Annotated in this window: 19 protein-coding genes; 3 read left to right on the top strand and 16 right to left on the bottom strand. The window is 72.2% G+C overall.

From position 1 onward, the window contains the following. Positions 1–92 precede the first annotated feature (92 nt). Positions 93–434 (bottom strand): hypothetical protein, encoded by a 342-nt coding sequence (locus CK505_RS16110; protein WP_017833251.1) that lies wholly within the window; start codon positions 432–434, stop codon positions 93–95. Positions 435–503: 69 nt separating this feature from the next. Between CK505_RS16110 and nucS the strand changes: the two genes are divergently transcribed. Beyond that, complete coding sequence (gene nucS / locus CK505_RS16105) at positions 504–1,199, top strand: endonuclease NucS (RefSeq protein WP_031282930.1); 696 nt, start codon at positions 504–506, stop codon at positions 1,197–1,199. Between the two features lie 324 nt (positions 1,200–1,523). Further along, a complete protein-coding gene (locus tag CK505_RS16100; RefSeq protein ID WP_017833253.1) occupies positions 1,524–1,727 on the top strand; it encodes a cold-shock protein in 204 nt (67 codons plus the stop codon). Positions 1,728–1,802: 75 nt separating this feature from the next. Here CK505_RS16100 and murA read toward each other — a convergent pair whose 3' ends face one another. The 15 genes from murA to CK505_RS16025 form a co-directional block, all read right to left on the bottom strand. Further along, the gene (gene murA, locus CK505_RS16095) at positions 1,803–3,080 is read right to left on the bottom strand and encodes a UDP-N-acetylglucosamine 1-carboxyvinyltransferase (RefSeq protein ID WP_017833254.1); all 1,278 of its coding nucleotides are present in this window, start codon (positions 3,078–3,080) and stop codon (positions 1,803–1,805) included. Positions 3,081–3,208: 128 nt separating this feature from the next. After that, positions 3,209–3,481 carry a F0F1 ATP synthase subunit epsilon gene (locus tag CK505_RS16090; protein ID WP_095651713.1) on the bottom strand — a complete coding sequence of 91 codons (273 nt, stop codon included), beginning with the start codon at positions 3,479–3,481 and terminating at the stop codon, positions 3,209–3,211. Positions 3,482–3,483: 2 nt separating this feature from the next. After that, positions 3,484–4,950: a F0F1 ATP synthase subunit beta gene (gene atpD, locus CK505_RS16085; protein ID WP_017833256.1), complete on the bottom strand. Its 1,467-nt coding sequence runs from the start codon at positions 4,948–4,950 to the stop codon at positions 3,484–3,486. Between the two features lie 55 nt (positions 4,951–5,005). Next, entirely contained in the window at positions 5,006–5,917 is a 912-nt protein-coding gene (locus CK505_RS16080; RefSeq protein ID WP_017833257.1) for a F0F1 ATP synthase subunit gamma, read from the bottom strand. 60 nt (positions 5,918–5,977) lie between these two features. Continuing rightward, positions 5,978–7,603 (bottom strand): F0F1 ATP synthase subunit alpha, encoded by a 1,626-nt coding sequence (gene atpA / locus CK505_RS16075; protein ID WP_095651712.1) that lies wholly within the window; start codon positions 7,601–7,603, stop codon positions 5,978–5,980. 151 nt (positions 7,604–7,754) lie between these two features. Further along, on the bottom strand, positions 7,755–8,567 hold the full coding sequence (locus CK505_RS16070) for a F0F1 ATP synthase subunit delta (protein WP_095651711.1): 813 nt from the start codon (positions 8,565–8,567) through the stop codon (positions 7,755–7,757). Beyond that, positions 8,567–9,118, bottom strand: coding sequence for a F0F1 ATP synthase subunit B (locus CK505_RS16065; protein ID WP_031282934.1), 552 nt, complete (start codon positions 9,116–9,118; stop codon positions 8,567–8,569). The genes CK505_RS16070 and CK505_RS16065 overlap by 1 nt, the downstream gene beginning before the upstream one ends. Before the next feature lie 47 nt (positions 9,119–9,165). After that, positions 9,166–9,369, bottom strand: coding sequence for an ATP synthase F0 subunit C (gene atpE, locus CK505_RS16060; protein WP_017833261.1), 204 nt, complete (start codon positions 9,367–9,369; stop codon positions 9,166–9,168). Between the two features lie 114 nt (positions 9,370–9,483). Continuing rightward, positions 9,484–10,278 (bottom strand): F0F1 ATP synthase subunit A, encoded by a 795-nt coding sequence (gene atpB / locus CK505_RS16055; protein ID WP_017833262.1) that lies wholly within the window; start codon positions 10,276–10,278, stop codon positions 9,484–9,486. Positions 10,279–10,311: 33 nt separating this feature from the next. After that, a complete protein-coding gene (locus CK505_RS18970) occupies positions 10,312–10,701 on the bottom strand; it encodes an AtpZ/AtpI family protein (protein WP_017833263.1) in 390 nt (129 codons plus the stop codon). Continuing rightward, positions 10,698–11,132 (bottom strand): hypothetical protein, encoded by a 435-nt coding sequence (locus CK505_RS16045; RefSeq protein WP_095651710.1) that lies wholly within the window; start codon positions 11,130–11,132, stop codon positions 10,698–10,700. Before CK505_RS16045 ends, CK505_RS18970 begins: the two co-directional genes overlap by 4 nt. Next, positions 11,129–12,241, bottom strand: a complete 1,113-nt coding sequence (locus CK505_RS16040) for a glycosyltransferase family 4 protein (RefSeq protein ID WP_229588636.1) — start codon at positions 12,239–12,241, stop codon at positions 11,129–11,131. The genes CK505_RS16045 and CK505_RS16040 overlap by 4 nt, the downstream gene beginning before the upstream one ends. After that, the gene (locus CK505_RS16035; RefSeq protein ID WP_229588638.1) at positions 12,238–14,049 is read right to left on the bottom strand and encodes a nucleoside-diphosphate sugar epimerase/dehydratase; all 1,812 of its coding nucleotides are present in this window, start codon (positions 14,047–14,049) and stop codon (positions 12,238–12,240) included. The genes CK505_RS16040 and CK505_RS16035 overlap by 4 nt, the downstream gene beginning before the upstream one ends. A 187-nt stretch (positions 14,050–14,236) precedes the next feature. After that, positions 14,237–15,076: a glycosyltransferase gene (locus CK505_RS16030; protein ID WP_095651709.1), complete on the bottom strand. Its 840-nt coding sequence runs from the start codon at positions 15,074–15,076 to the stop codon at positions 14,237–14,239. A 4-nt stretch (positions 15,077–15,080) separates the two neighbouring features. Then, positions 15,081–15,998, bottom strand: a complete 918-nt coding sequence (locus CK505_RS16025; protein WP_095651708.1) for a glycosyltransferase — start codon at positions 15,996–15,998, stop codon at positions 15,081–15,083. 238 nt (positions 15,999–16,236) lie between these two features. Between CK505_RS16025 and CK505_RS16020 the strand changes: the two genes are divergently transcribed. Next, a complete protein-coding gene (locus tag CK505_RS16020) occupies positions 16,237–17,208 on the top strand; it encodes an NAD(P)-dependent oxidoreductase (protein ID WP_031283606.1) in 972 nt (323 codons plus the stop codon). Positions 17,209–17,337: the final 129 nt, after the last annotated feature.

Genomic DNA, 17,337 nt, shown 5'->3' with positions numbered 1-17,337 from the left:
TCGGCCGCCGGGGGCGGCTCGGCCACCGGTGCGCCCGCGTGTCCGCTCCCGGCGTGACGCCGTGACGGCGGCCGCGCCGGGCGGGGCCGGGCTCAGCGGCGGGTGCGCCAGCAGCGCTCGTGCCAGTGGCGGCGGTCCTCGAAGGCGCTGCGCGCCCCCAGCAGGGAGTCCTGCTGCCAGACGACCAGGTGCGCGATCCCCGGCGGGATCGACCGGCCGCAGCCGGGGCAGGTGTAGGTCTTGACCGCGTTGGCGGGCCGGACGTGGCGGACCAGCCAGTCCCCGTCCGCCGAGCGCTCCACCGTGGGCGCCGGCTCCAGGACGCGTTCGACCGACCACGGCTCCTGGGCGGCGCCGCGCTGCCACTTGCTCGCGCGCGGGCCGCTGCCGGGGCCGCCGTGGCGGCGTCGGGAGGAGTGGTTGGAGCGTGGCACCGCGCCATCGTCTCACAGCGGAGGCCTCCGGGTCCGGGCCGGGTCCCGCGGAGCGCTAGGCTGGTCCGCGTGCGTCTCGTCATTGCCGATTGCTCCGTCGACTACGAAGGGCGTCTGCGCGCCCACCTGCCCGCCGCCCGGCGTCTCCTCCTCGTGAAGGCGGACGGCTCCGTGCTCGTCCACTCGGACGGCGGCAGCTACAAGCCCCTGAACTGGATGAGCCCGCCCGCCCGCCTGCACGTCGGCGAGCCGGAGGCCGAGCTCGCGGCCGAGGGCGTCCTGCAGACGTGGACCGTCCAGGCCGCCAAGAGCGACGACCGCCTCGTCATCCAGGTGTTCGAGATCCACGAGGACGTCTCCCACGAGCTGGGCACCGACCCCGGGCTGGTGAAGGACGGCGTCGAGGCGGACCTGCAGCGCCTGCTCGCCGAGCAGATCCACCGCCTGGGCTCGGGGCACACCCTGGTCCGGCGCGAGTACCCCACCGCGATCGGGCCCGTGGACATCCTGGCCCGCGACGCCGCCGGCGCCACCGTGGCGGTCGAGCTCAAGCGCCGCGGCGACATCGACGGCGTCGAGCAGCTCACCCGGTACCTCGAGCTGCTCAACCGGGACCCCCTCCTGGCGCCCGTGCGCGGGGTGTACGCCGCCCAGCTCATCCGGCCCCAGGCCCGGGTGCTCGCCGAGGACCGGGGCATCGCGTGCCTGACCCTCGACTACGACGAGATGCGCGGGCTCGACGACAGCGGCTCGCGCCTCTTCTGAGCCCGCTCCCCCGGGCCCACCGGCGCGGGCCCGGGTCCGCGCCGGGCGCCGCCGGGGTCACGCGCTCGGCGAACAGCCCGCAACACGCGATGATCAGCAGGCGAACAACGTTGACCGCCCCCGGGGAGTGTGTGAAGCTGAACGTGTTCTTCGTTCCATGTTTTGCATGCTCGCAGAACGGGTAAGCGAGCGTGACGTTCGACCCTGGCCCTGGTCCTCCTCCTTCGGGAACGGAGACCGCGGCCCTCGGCTCATCTCGTGGTACCGCCCTTCAGTGCACGACCTGTGCACACGTTTCGCACCATCTCGCAAGGAGAGATCTTCATGGCCCAGGGCACCGTCAAGTGGTTCAACGCCGAAAAGGGCTTCGGCTTCATCACCCCCGACGACTCCGACTCGGACGTCTTCGTCCACTACTCGGAGATCCAGTCGGGCGGCTTCCGCACCCTCGAGGAGAACCAGCGCGTCGAGTTCGAGATCGGCCAGGGCCAGAAGGGCCCGCAGGCCACCGGCGTCACGCTCATCTGATCCGCTTCCCGCGCACCGGCTGAGCACGGAGCCCCGCACCCGTCCCGGGTGCGGGGCTCCGTCGTGCCGGCGTGCTCAGTACGCGGTGCCGACCAGGTGCCGTTCGACGGCGGCCCCCGCGGCCCCGAGCTGCTCCACGAAGTGCTCGTAGCCGCGGTCGACGTGCTGGACGCCGCTCACGTCCGTGGTGCCGACGGCGGCCATGCCCGCGATCACGAGGGCCGCGCCCGCCCGGATGTCCATGGCCTCCACCGGCGCCCCGGAGAGCACCGGCATCCCCGCCACCAGGGCGTGGTGGCCGTCGAGGCGCACGCTCGCGCCCAGCCGCTCGAGCTCGGCCGTGAAGCCCCAGCGGGCCTCGAAGACGTTCTCCGTGACCATGCCGGAGCCCTCGGCCACCGCGTTGAGGGCCACCACGAACGGCTGCAGATCGGTGGGGAAGCCCGGGTACGGCAGCGTGGACACGTTGATCGCCCGCGGCCGCCGCGGTCCGGCGACCACGAAGCGGCCCCCGTCCGTGTCCACGCGGCAGCCCGCGGAGCGCAGCTTGTCCAGCACCACGGTCAGGTGGCCGGGCTCCGCGCCCTCGATCTCCACCGTCCCCCCGGTCACGGCCGCGGCGAACGCCCAGGTGCCCGCGACGATCCGGTCGGGTACCGTCCGGTGCTCCACCGGGCGCAGGGACGCCACCCCGGCGACCGTCACGGTGCTCGTGCCGAGCCCCTCGATCCGGGCGCCCATCGCCTGCAGCATCCGCCCGATGTCCACGATCTCCGGCTCGCGGGCCGCGTTGTCGATGACGGTGGTGCCCTCGGCCAGCGTCCCCGCCATCATCAGGTTCTCCGTGGCGCCCACGGAGGGGTAGTCCAGGCGGAAGTGCGTCCCGCGCAGGCTGCGCGGCACGGACGCCACGAGGTAGCCGCGCTCGATCTGCAGCACCGCGCCCATCGCCTCGAGGCCCGCCCGGTGCATGTCCAGGCCGCGGGAGCCGATGGCGTCCCCGCCGGGCAGGGCGACCTCGGCCACGTGGCACCGGGCGACCAGCGGACCGAGCACGGAGATCGACGCGCGCATCGCCCGCACCAGGTCGTAGTCCGCCTGGTGGTGCAGGACCGCCGGGACGTCGATGCGGACGGTCTTCTCGGCGCGCTCGTAGACCACCCCGCAGCCGAGCCGGCGCAGCAGCTCCGCCATGATCGTGACGTCGTGGATCTCGGGGACGTTCGTGATGGTCGACTCGCCCTCGGCCAGCAGAGTCGCCGCCATCAGCTTCAGCACGCTGTTCTTCGCGCCGGAGACGCGCAGGGTGCCGTTGACCGCGGTGGGTCCGTGCACGACGATCTTCTCTTCCATCCACTCTCCTGGGCGGTCTCGCCGGGGTCCCTGCGGGGCCCCGGGTACGGCCGCGGCCTCCGCACCGGTGGTGCGGAGGCCGCGATGTGCTGGGCGCGCGGGGCGGGGCCCCGCGCGGACGGGCGGGATCAGGCGGCGGCGCCGGGCAGCTCCACGTTGTCCGCCACGATCGTCACCCGGTCGTTGTCGACGAACACGAAGCCGGCGTCGATCGTGCCCTCGAGCCGGGAGCCGTCCACGGGGTCCACCGCGAAGTCGCCGGGCTTGAGGATGCCGGCCACGGCCTCGTGGCCGGGCAGGATACCGATGTCGCCCTCGGACGTGCGGACCCGCACCATCCGGGCGGTGCCGGTCCACACGGCCTGCTCGAGGGAGACGATTTCGACGATCATCTCAGCCATGACTACTTGCCACCGGTCCGCTTCTTGATCTGCTCCCACTGCTGCATGACGTCGTCGAGACCGCCGACGTTGTAGAACGCCTGCTCCGGCACGTGGTCGAACTCGCCCTCGCAGATCTTCCCGAACGCCTCGATGGTCTCGGCGAGCGGGACCGTGGAGCCCTCGACACCGGTGAACTGCTTGGCGGTGTAGGTGTTCTGGGAGAGGAACTGCTCGATGCGGCGCGCGCGCGAGACGACGACCTTCTGCTCCTCGGAGAGCTCCTCGACGCCGAGGATCGCGATGATGTCCTGCAGCTCCTTGTTCTCCTGCAGGATCGACCGGACGCGGATCGCGACGTCGTAGTGCTCCTGGCCCACGATCTGCGGGTCGAGGATGCGCGAGGTCGAGGTCAGCGGGTCGATCGCCGGGTACAGACCGCGGGAGGCGATGTCACGGGAGAGCTCGGTGGTCGCGTCCAGGTGGGCGAACGTCGTGGCCGGGGCCGGGTCGGTGTAGTCGTCGGCGGGCACGTAGATCGCCTGCATCGAGGTGATCGAGTGGCCGCGGGTCGAGGTGATGCGCTCCTGGAGCACGCCCATCTCGTCCGCCAGCGTCGGCTGGTAGCCCACGGCGGAGGGAATGCGGCCCAGCAGGGTCGACACCTCCGAGCCGGCCTGGGTGAAGCGGAAGATGTTGTCGACGAAGAGCAGCACGTCCTGGTTCTGCACGTCGCGGAAGTACTCCGCCATCGTGAGCCCGGTCAGGGCCACGCGCAGACGCGTTCCCGGCGGCTCGTCCATCTGGCCGAACACGAGGGCGGTGTCCTTGAGGACGCCCGCCTCCTCCATCTCGACCCAGAGGTCGTTGCCCTCACGGGTGCGCTCGCCCACGCCGGCGAAGACCGAGGTGCCGCCGAAGTTGCGGGCCACACGCGTGATCATCTCCTGGATGAGCACGGTCTTGCCCACGCCGGCGCCGCCGAACAGGCCGATCTTGCCGCCCTTGATGTAGGGGGTCAGCAGGTCGATCGACTTGATGCCGGTCTCCATCATCTCCGTGGAGCCCTCGAGCTCCGCGAAGGACGGCGCCTTGCGGTGGATCGGCCAGCGCTCGGTGATCTCCAGGGAAGAGGTCTCGACGTCGAGGGCCTCACCGAGGACGTTGAAGATGTGACCCTTGACCACGTCGCCCACGGGCACGGAGATCGGCTCGCCGGAGTCCTTGACCTCGGTGCCGCGCACCAGGCCGTCGGTCTGCTGCAGGGCGATCGCGCGGACCATGTTGTCGCCCAGGTGCTGGGCGGTCTCGAACGTGATCGTCCGCTTCTCGCCGTTGAGCTCGTACTGGGCGGTCAGGGCGTTGTAGATGCCGGGCACGGCGTGCTCGGGGAACTCGACGTCGACGACCGGCCCGATGACCCGGGCGATGCGTCCCGTGGCACCGCCCGAGACCGGCTGCCCGGCCTGTTCGCTGATGGTGGCAGTCATATCTCTCACTTCACTTGTTCGTGGTGGACACTTGCTGGATCGCCGGGACGGCCCGTCACAGGGCCTCGGCGCCGCTCACGATCTCGGTGAGCTCGGTGGTGATCTCGGCCTGGCGGGCGTTGTTCATCAGGCGCGTGTACTTCTTGATGAGGTCGTCGGCGTTGTCGCCGGCCGCCTTCATCGCCCGCTGCCGGGCCGCGAGCTCGCTGGTGGCTGCGTGCGCCAGGCTCGCGAAGAGTCGGGCGTCGATGTAGCGCGGCAGGACGGCGTCGAGGAACTCCTCGGGGTTCGGCTCGAACTCGAAGGTGCTGTCGGGCTCCTCCAGCTCCTCGAACTCCCGGGCGACCTCGTCGGTCAGCGCGTTGGCGTCCACGACCTCGAGCGGCAGCAGCCGGAGCACCCGGGGCTCCTGGACGACCATCGACTGGAACGACGTGTAGACGAGGTGGATCTCGTCGACGCCGCCGTCCTCGTACGCGGTCTCCAGGTCCTCGATCAGCACCTTGCGCAGCTCCCGCGCACGGTCCGGCCGGGCGTTGTCCGTGTCCCCGGTCCAGTTCCGCTCGTACGGACGGCTGCGGAAGTCGAAGTACGCCTGGGCCTTGCGGCCGATCAGGTAGACCTTGGTCTCCTTGCCCTCCCCGTGCAGCAGCTCCAGCAGGCCCTCGGCCTCCTTGAGCACGTTGGACGAGTAGGACCCGGCCAGACCGCGGTCCGAGGTCATGATCACCACGGCCGACCGGCGCACCTCGTCGGCCCTCGTGGTCAGGGCATGGGAGACGTTGTGCTGGGTGGCGACCTGTGAGACCGCCCGGGTCAGCGCGTTCGCGTAGGGACGCGCCGCCTGCAGACCCTGTCGGGACTTGTTGATGCGCGAGGTCGCGATCATCTCCATGGCCTTGAAGATCTTCTTCATGGACTTGGTCGACGCGATCTTGTTCCGGTAGACCCGAATCTGCGCTCCCATGTGACTTCCTTTCGTCACCGTGCCCGGTGCGCCGCCGCGGCGGCGCACCGGACCGACCGGTTACTTCCTGACGATCCGTTCCTGGTCGACCGCGGACGCGTCGAGGGGCTCGTGCTCCTCGTGGCCCGGCTCGATCCCGTGCTTGGTGCCCCGGAAGTCCCGCTTGACCTCGGCGACGGCCGTCTCCAGCGCGGCGACGGCGTCGTCCTCGAGCTTGCCGGAGCCGACGATGGAGTCCATCACGTTGGTGGTGCGGCGCACGTGCTCCAGCAGGGCCTGCTCGAAGTCGAGCACGTCGGCGACCTCCACCTCGTCGAGGTGGCCGTTGGTGCCGGCCCAGATGGACACGACCTGGTCCTCGACCGGGTACGGGGTGTACTGCTTCTGCTTCAGCAGCTCCATCAGCCGGGCGCCGCGGGTCAGCTGCTGCCGGGACGCGGGGTCCAGGTCGGAGGCGAACATCGCGAAGGCCTGCATCGAGCGGTAGGACGCCAGCTCGAGCTTCAGCGTGCCGGAGACCTTCTTCATGGCCTTGACCTGCGCGGCGCCGCCGACGCGGGACACGGAAATGCCCACGTCCACGGCCGGGCGCTGGTTGGCGTTGAACAGGTCCGACTGCAGGAAGATCTGGCCGTCGGTGATGGAGATGACGTTGGTGGGGATGAACGCCGAGACGTCGTTGGCCTTCGTCTCGATCATCGGCAGCCCGGTCATCGACCCGGCGCCCAGCTCGTCGGAGAGCTTGGCGCAGCGCTCGAGGAGGCGGGAGTGCAGGTAGAACACGTCGCCCGGGTAGGCCTCGCGTCCCGGCGGGCGGCGCAGCAGCAGCGAGACCGCACGGTAGGCCTCGGCCTGCTTGGACAGGTCGTCGAAGACGATGAGCACGTGCTTGCCGCCGTACATCCAGTGCTGGCCGATGGCCGAGCCGGCGTAGGGGGCGAGGTACTTGATGCCGGCGGCCTCGGAGGCGGGGGCCGCCACGATGGTCGTGTACTCCAGGGCCCCGTTGTCCTCGAGGGTCTGGCGCACGCCGGCGATGGTGGACGCCTTCTGGCCCACGGCCACGTAGATGCAGCGCACCTGCTTGTTGACGTCGCCGGACTCCCAGTTGGCGCGCTGGTTCAGGATGGCGTCCACGGCGATGGCCGTCTTGCCCGTCTGCCGGTCGCCGATGAGGAGCTGGCGCTGACCGCGGCCGATCGGGATCATCGCGTCGATGGCCTTGATGCCGGTCTGCAGGGGCTCGTGGACCGACTTGCGCATGGTCACGCCGGGCGCCTGGGTCTCGAGGGCGCGGCGGCCCTCGGACTCGATGGGGCCGAGGTCGTCGATGGGCGTGCCCAGCGGGTCGACCACGCGGCCGAGGAAGGCGTCGCCCACGGGCACGGAGAGGACCTCCCCGGTCCGCTGGACCTCCTGGCCCTCCTCGATGCCGCGGAAGTCGCCGAGGATCACGACGCCGATGTCGCGGGTGTCGAGGTTCTGCGCGAGGCCGAGGACGCCGTTCTCGAAGCGCAGCAGCTCGTTGGCCATGACCGAGGGCAGGCCTTCGACCCGCGCGATGCCGTCGGAGGCGCTGCTGACGCGGCCGACCTCGGTTCGTTCTGCGGTGCCGGGCTCGTAGGACGCGGCGAATTCGCTCAGCGCGCTACGGACGTCGTCGGCATTGATGGTGACTTCGGACATGTCCTGTCCCTGCTCTCCTAGTTCGTGATCACTGCCGTCAGCGGTGACCGTGAGTCCAAATCTGTGGCGGAACGCTGCGCTGGTCCACCGGCTGCTGCCGTTCGGCCGGTGGGGCGCCCGCCCGCGGCGGCGGCGTGGGCGCCCCCGGCGCTCAGGCGCCGATCCGCTGGCGCAGCTCGTCGAGCCGGGCCGCGACGGAACCGTCGATGACCTCCTCGCCGACCTGCACCTTGAGCCCGCCGAGCAGCGCCGGATCGACGTCCACGGTGAGCTTGAGGTCCTTGCCGTACAGCGAGTTCAGCTGCTGCTGCAGCCGGCCGCGCTGGTCCTCGGTCAGCGGTCGCGACGTGGTCACGTGCGCGATCCACCGCTGCCGGCGGGCCGCCACCTCCTCCGCGAAGCGCTCGACCAGACGGCCGACCAGGGCTCCGCGCGGCGAGAGCACGGCCTGCTCCACGAGGAGCAGTGCCTCGTCCGAGGCGCCCGGGGTCAGCCGGTGCGCCAGTCGCGTCTTGGCCTCGACCCCGGCGCGCTGGTCGCTGAGGGCGCGCTGCAGCTCGTGCGAGCCGTCCAGCACCCCCTTGAACGCGATCAACTGGTCCACGACCTGCTCGAGCCCCTGGAGTCCGGCGCGGTTCTCGGCGGACGCCGCGGTGAGGGACACCCCGGCGTGCTCGAGGGCGTCGGCGAACTCGCGGTCGTCGCTCCAGCGCCGACCGGCGAGGTGCGCGACGATCTCCACGGCGTCCGGGGAGACCTTGTCGGCGAAGATCCGGCGCACGACCTGCTCGCGCCGCGGCCCCTCGTAGGAGGGGTCGGCCAGCGCGCGCCGCAGGGCGCCATTCTCGTCGAGGATGGCGAGCACGGCGAACAGCTCACGGGCGAGCGCGGGGCTGGCGGAGCCGGCCCAGCGCTCGACCTCACGAGCGCTCTGCTGGGTGAATTCGTTCGCTGCGTCTGCCATTACCGCGCCGCACCTGCGTTCCGCTCCTGCTCCTGCTCGAGGTCGGCGAGGAAACGGTCGACCACCCGGTTGGACCGGGCGTCGTCGTCGAGGGACTCGCCCACGATCTTCGCCGCGAGCGTGGTCGCCAGGGCGCCCACCTCGTTGCGCAGGGAGACCACGGCCGCCGAGCGCTCTGCCTCGATGGTGCGGTGGGCGTTCTCGGTGATGCGCGCCGACTCGGCGTTCGCCCGGTCCTTGAAGTCCGCGAGGATCTTCTCCCCCTCGAGGCGGGCCTCCTCGCGGATCTTCTGAGCTTCCAGGCGCGCGCTCTCGAGCTGCTGGTTGTACTCGTCGCGGGCGGCGGCGGCCTCGGCCTGCGCGGCCTTCGCCTTGGCCAGGCCACCTTCGATGGCCTCGGTGCGCTCACGGTAGACCCGCTCGAACGCCGGCACGACGAACTTGACGACGAGGAAGAGCAGGATCAGGAACCCGATGCCGGTGATCAGCATTTCCCAGACGTTGGGGAAGAGGGGGTTCGCCCCTTCCTCGGCTGCCAGCAACAGTGTCATGTGCGCGATTCCTGTTCTCTCAGAAGGACGTGTACTTGGTCAGGCACTCAGGCGATGAACGCGAGCACGAAGCCCAGAATCGCGAGGGCCTCGACCACGGCGAAGCCGAAGAACAGCATCGGCTGGAGCACGCGCTGCGACTCGGGCTGGCGGGCGACGGACTGCATGTACGCGGCGAAGATCAGACCCACGCCGATGCCACCGCCGATGGCAGCCAGACCGTAACCAATAGCGCTGAGCGAACCAGTCATGAGGGGTATTTCCTTTCTAGGTGCCCGGGGGCCGGGCGTCGTAGCCGTGTCGGCTCTGAACATTTCGAGGATGGACTGCGGGGTCCGGCCGGGGCCGGGGCTGCTCCACCGGCGTCAGTGGCCCTCTTGCAGGGCACCCTGGACGTACACGGCGAAGAGGAGGGTGAAGATGTAGGCCTGGAGGACCTGGATCAGGATCTCCAGGAAGTAGATGAACACGCCGAGCACGGTCGAGCCCAGGGCGACGACGCTGATGGCGCTGGCCTGGGAGAGCAGGTAGCCCGTCATGGACGCCGCGACCATCAGGGCGAGGTGACCGGCGAACATGGTGGCGAACACACGCAGGGCGTGCGTGACCGGGCGGATGATCAGGTTCGAGAGGAACTCGATCGGGATGAGGAAGATGTAGAGCAGCTTCGGGACGTCCGGCGGCATGGTCATCTTGCCCATGAAGCCGCCGAGGCCGTGGCGCTTGATGCCCATGAAGACCCAGGTGACGTAGGCGATGCCGGCCAGGACGTAGGCGGAGCCCGCGTGGGAGAGGGTCGGCAGCTGCAGCACCGGGATGGAGCCGAACAGGTTGTTCACCAGGATGAAGAAGAAGAACGTGAACAGCAGCGGGACGTAGGGGCGGAACTCCTTCTCACCGATGATGTCCCGGCCGAGGTGGTTGCGCACGAACCCGTAGCCGCTCTCCGCGAGGTACTGCGACTTCGACGGGACGAGCGCGTTGCGGCGGATGGCCCACATGAAAAAGCCGGCGATCAGGACGACCGACAGGAGGATCAGCAGCGTCTGCTTGCCGAACTCGAAGGTGCCCAGCGCGAAGAACGGCGGCAGGTGCATCTCCTCGACGGTCGGGGCGGTGAATCCTCCGGTGGCGGGGAGCCTGATGAGGGCGGCGTTCAATGCGGGTCCTTTCTGCAGTGCTCTGGCCGGTGGTCACGGTCGGGGCGCCGAGTCCGGGCCGGACTGGTGCGGGTTGTGTGGATCTCGCCCATCGGAGGTCAGGCTGCGACGCAACCCCTCCTGCATGTGGAGGTACACGACGTAGATCCCGGAGGCGGCGCCGATGCACGCTCCCAGGACCACGATCCACCGGGTTCCCAGCACGCGATCCGCACCCCACCCTACCAAACTCCAGAACCCCATCCCGATCACCACGTAGAGGAGTGTCGTGAGACCTCCGGAGAGACCTCCGCCCTCCACGAGCTCCCCCGCGGTGCGCAGTCCGGGGCGCTCCCCGGGCCCGTCCTGCGGGGCCCCGGGGCCCTCCTCCGGCGGGGGCGTCCCGTCCGGGCGGGCCGGGTCGTCGCGGTCATCCGCGCTCATGGTCGTCCGTGCTCATGGTCGTCCTGCTTCCTGTCGTCCGGGGTCCTGCCGTCGCGCGTGCCGTCGCCGGCGGGGCCGGGTGCGCCCGGGCCGTCCGGGTGCTCGGCCGCTGCCCGCCGCCGGGCCTCCAGCACCGGCTCCAGGGCGGTGCGGGTGCCGCGGGCGCCGGCGCGGGCCGCGAGCGCCAGCGAGACGACGAGCGCGGCCAGCACCCCGGCCGCGCCCCAGCCCGGGACCAGCCAGCCGGGGGCCGGCACGGTGAGCAGGACCCAGCCGAGCAGGAGCACCTTCAGCACGTACGTCGCGGCGAGCACGGGGGCGGCGACCGGCCCGTCCGTCCCGGCGGTGGCCCGCGCCACGAGCACGGTCACCAGGTGGCTCGCGGCGATCAGCCCCGCGCCGAGCAGGACGCTGAGCAGGGCCGCGCTCACGGGCGGGTCCCCGTCCGGGAGCGGACGCCCGCACGGCGCCCGAGCAGCGCGGGCAGCACCAGGTAGAGCGCGAGCACCGCCAGCACGAACGCGCCGGCCACGGCCGTGGCGACGGGCCCCGTGCGCAGGCCCACGACCGAGGCGACGCTGACGAGGACGGTCGCGGCCGTGACGACGAGCGCGGAGCCCGTGTGGGACAGGCCCACGTCGGTGAGCTGCTGGTAGACGTGCTGGCGGTGCGGCCGGTACCAGGCCTCCCCCGCGCGGACGCGGCGGAGCAGGGTCACGGAGGTGTCGGCCACGTAGACCGCGAGCGGGGGCAGGAGGTACTCGACGTAGACGCCGGAGAGGAAGGCCGCGACCGCGATGCCGGCCAGCGAGCCGCCCAGCAGGTAGGAGCCCACGTCGCCGAGGAACACGGTGCCGCGGCCGAGGTTCCAGGGCAGGAACCCGGCGAAGCCGCCCGCCACGGCCAGGCCGGCGGCGATCATCCACGGCAGGTCGTTGGAGGCGCCGGCCCAGGCGTACAGCAGCCCCGCGGCGAGGCCGTGCAGCCCCGAGATGCCGTTGATCCCGTCCATGAAGTTGGCCATGTTCACGTAGGCGGCGATCGCGAGGGTGCCCACGGGCAGCCACCAGGCGGAGGTGCCGAGCACCGCGACCAGGACGGCCGTGGCGGCCAGGCCGATGCCCAGCTGCGCGGCCAGGCGCGCCCGCACGGACACGCCCCGGTAGTCCTCGGCCCAGCCGAGGGCGGCGAACAGCCCGGTCACGGCCAGGACCACGAGCGCGACGGAGCGGTCGACCTCGATCGCGCCGGTGAGCAGGGCGGAGCCGTAGGCGGCGAGCACGGCGAGGGCCACGGCCAGGCCCATGCCCCGCACGACCGTGCGGTGGTGGGAGGAGCGCTCGTTGGGGACGTCGAGCACGCCCCACCGGGCGAGCAGCGGCTTGACGGCCAGGGGCAGCAGGAGGCTGAGCACGAGGGCAGGGACACCGACCGTGAGGACGAGCTCCCCGAGCCGGCGCAGCTCCTCCGGGTCGGGGGCGGCGCCCGGGTCGGTGAGGTCGAGCCCGGCGGGGAGCAGCACGACCGGGGCCGGGCTCACGACGCCCGTCCCGAGGAGCTGCGCGGGCGCTGGACCGACGTGGGCGGCGGCTGCGTGGACGGTCTGACGACGGGGATCGTGCCCGTGTAGACCATGCCGCCGCGCACCTTCCAGGTGTGCCGGTCCAGCTGGGCGGGGTCGAGGCGGTCGGCGCGCGCGTGGGAGATCTTGGGGTGGAAGGGCCGCTCGTCCTTCTCGCCGAGGCCGATGAGGTCCTCGTGCAGCTTCTCCCCCGGGCGCAGCCCGGTGATCTCGATCTCGATGTCCTCGCGCCCGCTCATCACGCGCAGCCGCTCGGCGATGTCCATGATCCGCACGGGCTCGCCCATGTCCAGGATCAGCACCTCGCCGCCGCGGGCGATCGCCCCCGCCTGGATCACGAGCTGGCAGGCCTCCGGGATGGTCATGAAGTAGCGGGTGGCCTCCGCGTGCGTCACCGTGATCGGGCCGCCCTGCCGGATCTGCTCGGTGAAGAGGGGGAGCATCGAGCCCCGGGAGCCGAAGACGTTGCCGAAGCGCACCGAGACGTACCGGCGCCCGGTGCGGTCCGCCATCCACGCGGTGAGCTTCTCGGCGACGCGCTTGGAGTGGCCCAGGGCCGTGGTGGGGTTGGCGGCCTTGTCGGTCGAGATGTTGACGAAGACCTCGACCTCCGCCTCCTCCGCGGCCTGCAGCACGTTGAGGGTACCGACGACGTTGGTCTTCCACGCCTCGTCCGGGTACTGCTCGAGCAGGGACACGTGCTTGAGTGCGGCCGCGTGGAAGACCACCTGGGGGCGGCGGTCGCGGAAGATCGCCCCGACGGACTCCGGGTCGCGGATGTCGGCGAGGACGGTGTCGCGGCCGTCGAGCAGGCCGCGCCCCGTGATGGAGATCTGGGTGCCCTGCAGCGCGGACTCGTCGCGGTCCACCATGATCAGCTCGGCGGGCTCGAAGCCGACGAGCTGGCGGCACAGCTCGGAGCCGATGGAGCCGCCGGCGCCGGTCACCAGGACGCGGCGGCCCTTCACGTAGCCGGCGATCTCCTCGACGTCGATGTCGACGGGGCGGCGGCCGATGAGGTCCTCCATGCTGATGTCCCGGAAGTCCGCGCCCTGGTGCTTGGCGGTGAGCACCTCGCCGAGCGGGGGCATGGTCATGACCCGGATCCCGGTGCCGGCCACGGCGTCCGCGACCCGGTGCATGATCCGGGGGTCCGCGCCGGACATCGCCACGATCAGCACCGAGGCGCGGGTGCGGGCCATGACGTCGCGGAGGTCGTGCAGGGTGCCGAGCACGGGCACGGAGGAGATCCGCAGGTGCTTCTTGGCGGGGTCGTCGTCGAGCAGGGCCACGGGCAGGAACTCCGAGTGCGGGTCCTGCATCATCCGCTGGATGAGGAAGGTCCCGAGGTAGCCGGCGCCGTAGACCACCACGTGCTGGGCGGAGGCGCCCGGACGGGCGGAGGCCTCCTGGTACATCCGCTTGAGGTAGCGGAAGGCGGCCATGAACAGGCACGCGAAGGGGAACGCGATGAGGGCGGTGGAGCGCGGGATGCCGATGCTCGTGCCCACCACCAGGAGCAGCACCTGGACCACGGCCGTGACGATGAGGGTGACCACCACGAGGAGCTTGGCCTCGTCGAAGCTGCCGAAGGAGTACCGCCCCTTGTACAGGGCGAAGGAGAAGCCGACGACGAGCTGGGCGGCCACGGCCACGAGGGACACCAGCAGCAGCCCGGGGGCGCTGATGAACTGGAGCTCCATCTCGTAGCGCAGCACCAGGGCGAGCACGAGGGCCACGACCCAGGCGACGGAGTCCAGCAGCATCTGGATCCACAGCCACGCCACGGGCCTGTCCTGCGGGGCGCCGCGGGGCGGGAACCCCGCGGCGGGACCCCCGGGGGGCACCGCCGTGCCGGCGGTGCGCTCGGGCGAACCACTCATCGCAGAAGTTCCTTTCGTGGTCGGTGCCGGAGCCGGGGGGCCGGGCGGGGAGGGTGCCGGTGCGGGACGGTCAGCGGCGGGGTGCGCCGACCATGGCCCGGTAGGCGAGCTCCCGGAGCCGGGTGGGGACGAACCGGTAGCCGCCGCGCACCACCACGTTGCGCACCCATTGTAGGAACCCGACGTGGCCGATCCCGCGCAGGCGGGCCTGGAGGGCGAGCTCCGCGCGGAGCACGCGCCATCCGCCGCGCCGCTCGTAGGAGCCCGCCGAGACCCGGTAGCCGACCAGCGGTTCGGCCACGTTGCGCACGTCGGCGCCCGCGCGCAGCATCCGCACCCACAGCCAGTAGTCCTCGGCCAGGGGCACGTGCTCGTAGCCGCCGGCCGCCCGCACCGCCGAGCGCCGGAACACCACCGTCGGGTGGCTCACGGGGTTGCGGCGCCGGGAGACGGAGAGGATGTCCCGCTCCCCCACCGGTGCGCGGCGCAGGGCGATCGGGGTCCGCTCGTCGTCGCCGATCTCGTGCATCGACGAGCCCACCAGGTCGGCCCCGGCCTCGATCACGGGCAGCTGCACCGCGAAGCGGCGGGGGTAGGAGACGTCGTCGGCGTCGGCGCGGGCCACCACGTCGTGCCGGCACCGGTCCAGGCCGGCGGTGAGCGCCGCGGTGAGGCCCTCGTTGCGCTCCAGGTCGACCCGCACCACGGGCACGGGGAGCTCGCGCACCAGGCGGTCCAGCTCGGCCTCCAGCGCCGCAGGGACGGGGCCGTCCCGCACGACGACGAGCTCGGCGGGCCGGCGCCGCTGCTCGACGGTGGCCGACTCGGCCGCCCGGCGCACCCGCTCCGCGGTGTCGGCGCGGTAGACGGGCATGAGCACGGAGAACTCGAGCGGGGGGTGCGGGCTCACGGGGTCACCGCGGCCCGCCGAAGCCGCGGCCGCGCATCCCGCCGGCGTAGCGGCTCGCCCAGGACGCGAGACCGCGCACGTCCCGCCGGCGGAGGTAGAAGAGGGGGTAGCCGACGAGGTCGGCCCCGAGCTGGACGACCCGCTTGTACCGCCACGTGGTCCAGCCCCGGTTGCGGAAGAAGTGCTCGCGCTTGAACTCCGTCCCGGGCACCACGACCTTGAGCCGGCCGGGGACCACGACGTGCTCCTCGTCCCAGCCCGGCGGGTGCGCCACGGCGGTGCGGGTGGTGGTGCCGAAGGGCAGCCCGGAGCGGCGCAGCCGCACCAGGAAGTCGACCTCGTCGCCGCGCAGGAAGAGCTTGAGGTCCGGCAGCCCGACCGTGAAGAAGACGTGCTCGGCCATCAGGGCGCCGTTGAAGAAGGTGGCGTAGCCGGGCAGGAAGCCGAGCGGCTCCAGGTCCGCCCGGGAGTGGGTCATCCGCCCCTCGAGGCGGTAGGAGAAGGCCAGCGCGCCGTGGTCCTGGGGTGCCACGACGAGCGGGGAGACGACCGACAGCTCCCGCCGCGCGGCCTCCTGCAGGAGGATCTCGAGGCAGTCGGGGCCCTCCGGGTGGGCGTCGTCGTCCATGAGCCACACCCGGTCGGCACCGGTGGCGAGCGCGGTCAGGATCGCGAGGGAGAACCCGCCGGCCCCGCCCAGGTTGGCGAGGGAGCGCACGAGCTCGAGCGCGAACCGGCCGCCGATCGCCTCCTCGAGCACCTCCCGCGGCAGCGCCTCGCGCCCCGCGTCGACGAGGCACAGGGAGGCGACGGGCACCGTCTGCTCCCGCAGCGCGGCGACGAGCGCGAGGACGTCCTCGTGCCGGTCCTGGGTCACGCAGGCCACCGCCACCGTGGGGGTGGGCGTGGGGTCGGACGGCATGCGGCTCCTCCAGGGGGTGACGGGCTGTGCGGTGACGGGCAGTGCGGGAACGGGTGCGGGGTCCGGCACGGTGCCGCGGGCGGGCGCCGGAACGTGCCGAGTCTAGCAAGCGGCGCCCGGACGGCCGGGCCGGCGGGCCGCGTCGCCCCGCCCCGGCGGTGGGCCGGTCTGTACGATGAGCGCAGGAATCCGGGCCCGGACGACGGCGACCGGAAGCGACCGGCAGAGAGGAAGCACCGTGACATCGACGACGTGGGCAGTCCTGGGAGCGACGGGGTTCGTGGGTTCCGCGACCGTGGCCCGGCTGCAGGCGGACGGCCAGACGGTGGTCCCGGTCTCCGCGCCGCGGCTGGGGTCCGGGGCGCGCACGGTCCACCACCTGCTCCAGCAGGCCGGCCGGCTCGAGTCCGTCATCGACTACCTCGCCGAGTCCTTCGCCGGTGCCCACGTGGTCGTCAACGCGGCGGGCCTGGCGGCCCCGGACCAGACGCACGAGGAGTCCCTCGTGGGGGCGAACGCGCTGCTGCCGGTGCTCGTGGCGCTCGCGGCGCGCCGCACGAGCGTGCGCCGGATCGTGCACGTCAGCTCCGCGGCCGTCCAGGGCGACGTCGACGTCCTCGACGAGACGCCCACGGTCCGGCCGTTCTCCCCCTACTCCTTCTCCAAGGCCCTGGGCGAGAGCGCGCTCCTGAAGCTGCGCCGCGACTGGGCGGGCGAGGACGGAGCACCCGCGATCACGGTGCTGCGCGCGACCTCGGTGCAGGGCTCCGGCCGGCGCACCACCGCGCGGCTGGCCCGCTTCGCGTCCTCGCCGCTGAGCTCGGTGGCCGGCGACGGCGGCGCGCCCACCCCGGTGACGTCCGTGCACGCCCTGGCCGAGTTCGTCTCCCGGGTCGGGCGCCACGGGGAGGCGCTGCCGCCGGTCGTGCTGCAGCCCTGGGAAGGCGCCACGACCGGCTCCATCCTGCGGGACGCGGGCCGCCGGGAGCCGCGCCACCTCCCCGTGCTGCTGTGCCGGCTCGTCGTGGACGCCGGGTTCGCGGTCTCGGCCCTGGCCGGGCACCGGTGGCACGGCGTGTTCCGCCGGCTCGAGGTCACCTGGTTCGGTCAGCGCCAGGTGCGCGGCTGGGCGGAGGAGCACGACGCGGTCCCCGAGCCGCGGATCAGCGAGGTCCTGCGCCAGGCGCACCTGGCCGCCGGCCGGGGCTGAGCCCCGCAGAGCTGCTCGGGGCCGCGCCGGGCCGCTCCCGGGACGGGCTCAGGCCTCGCCGCTGCCCCGCGCCACGAGCCGGGCGGCCTCCTCGACCGGCAGCGGCCGCGGCTGCCCCGGCGCCCCGGG

Origin of the sequence: Kocuria sp. WN036 (assembly GCF_002287015.1) — a bacterium.
Classification (GTDB): domain Bacteria; phylum Actinomycetota; class Actinomycetes; order Actinomycetales; family Micrococcaceae; genus Kocuria; species Kocuria rosea.
Note: the sequence above shows the minus strand (reverse complement) of the source record. Positions and strands in the feature narration are given on the sequence as shown.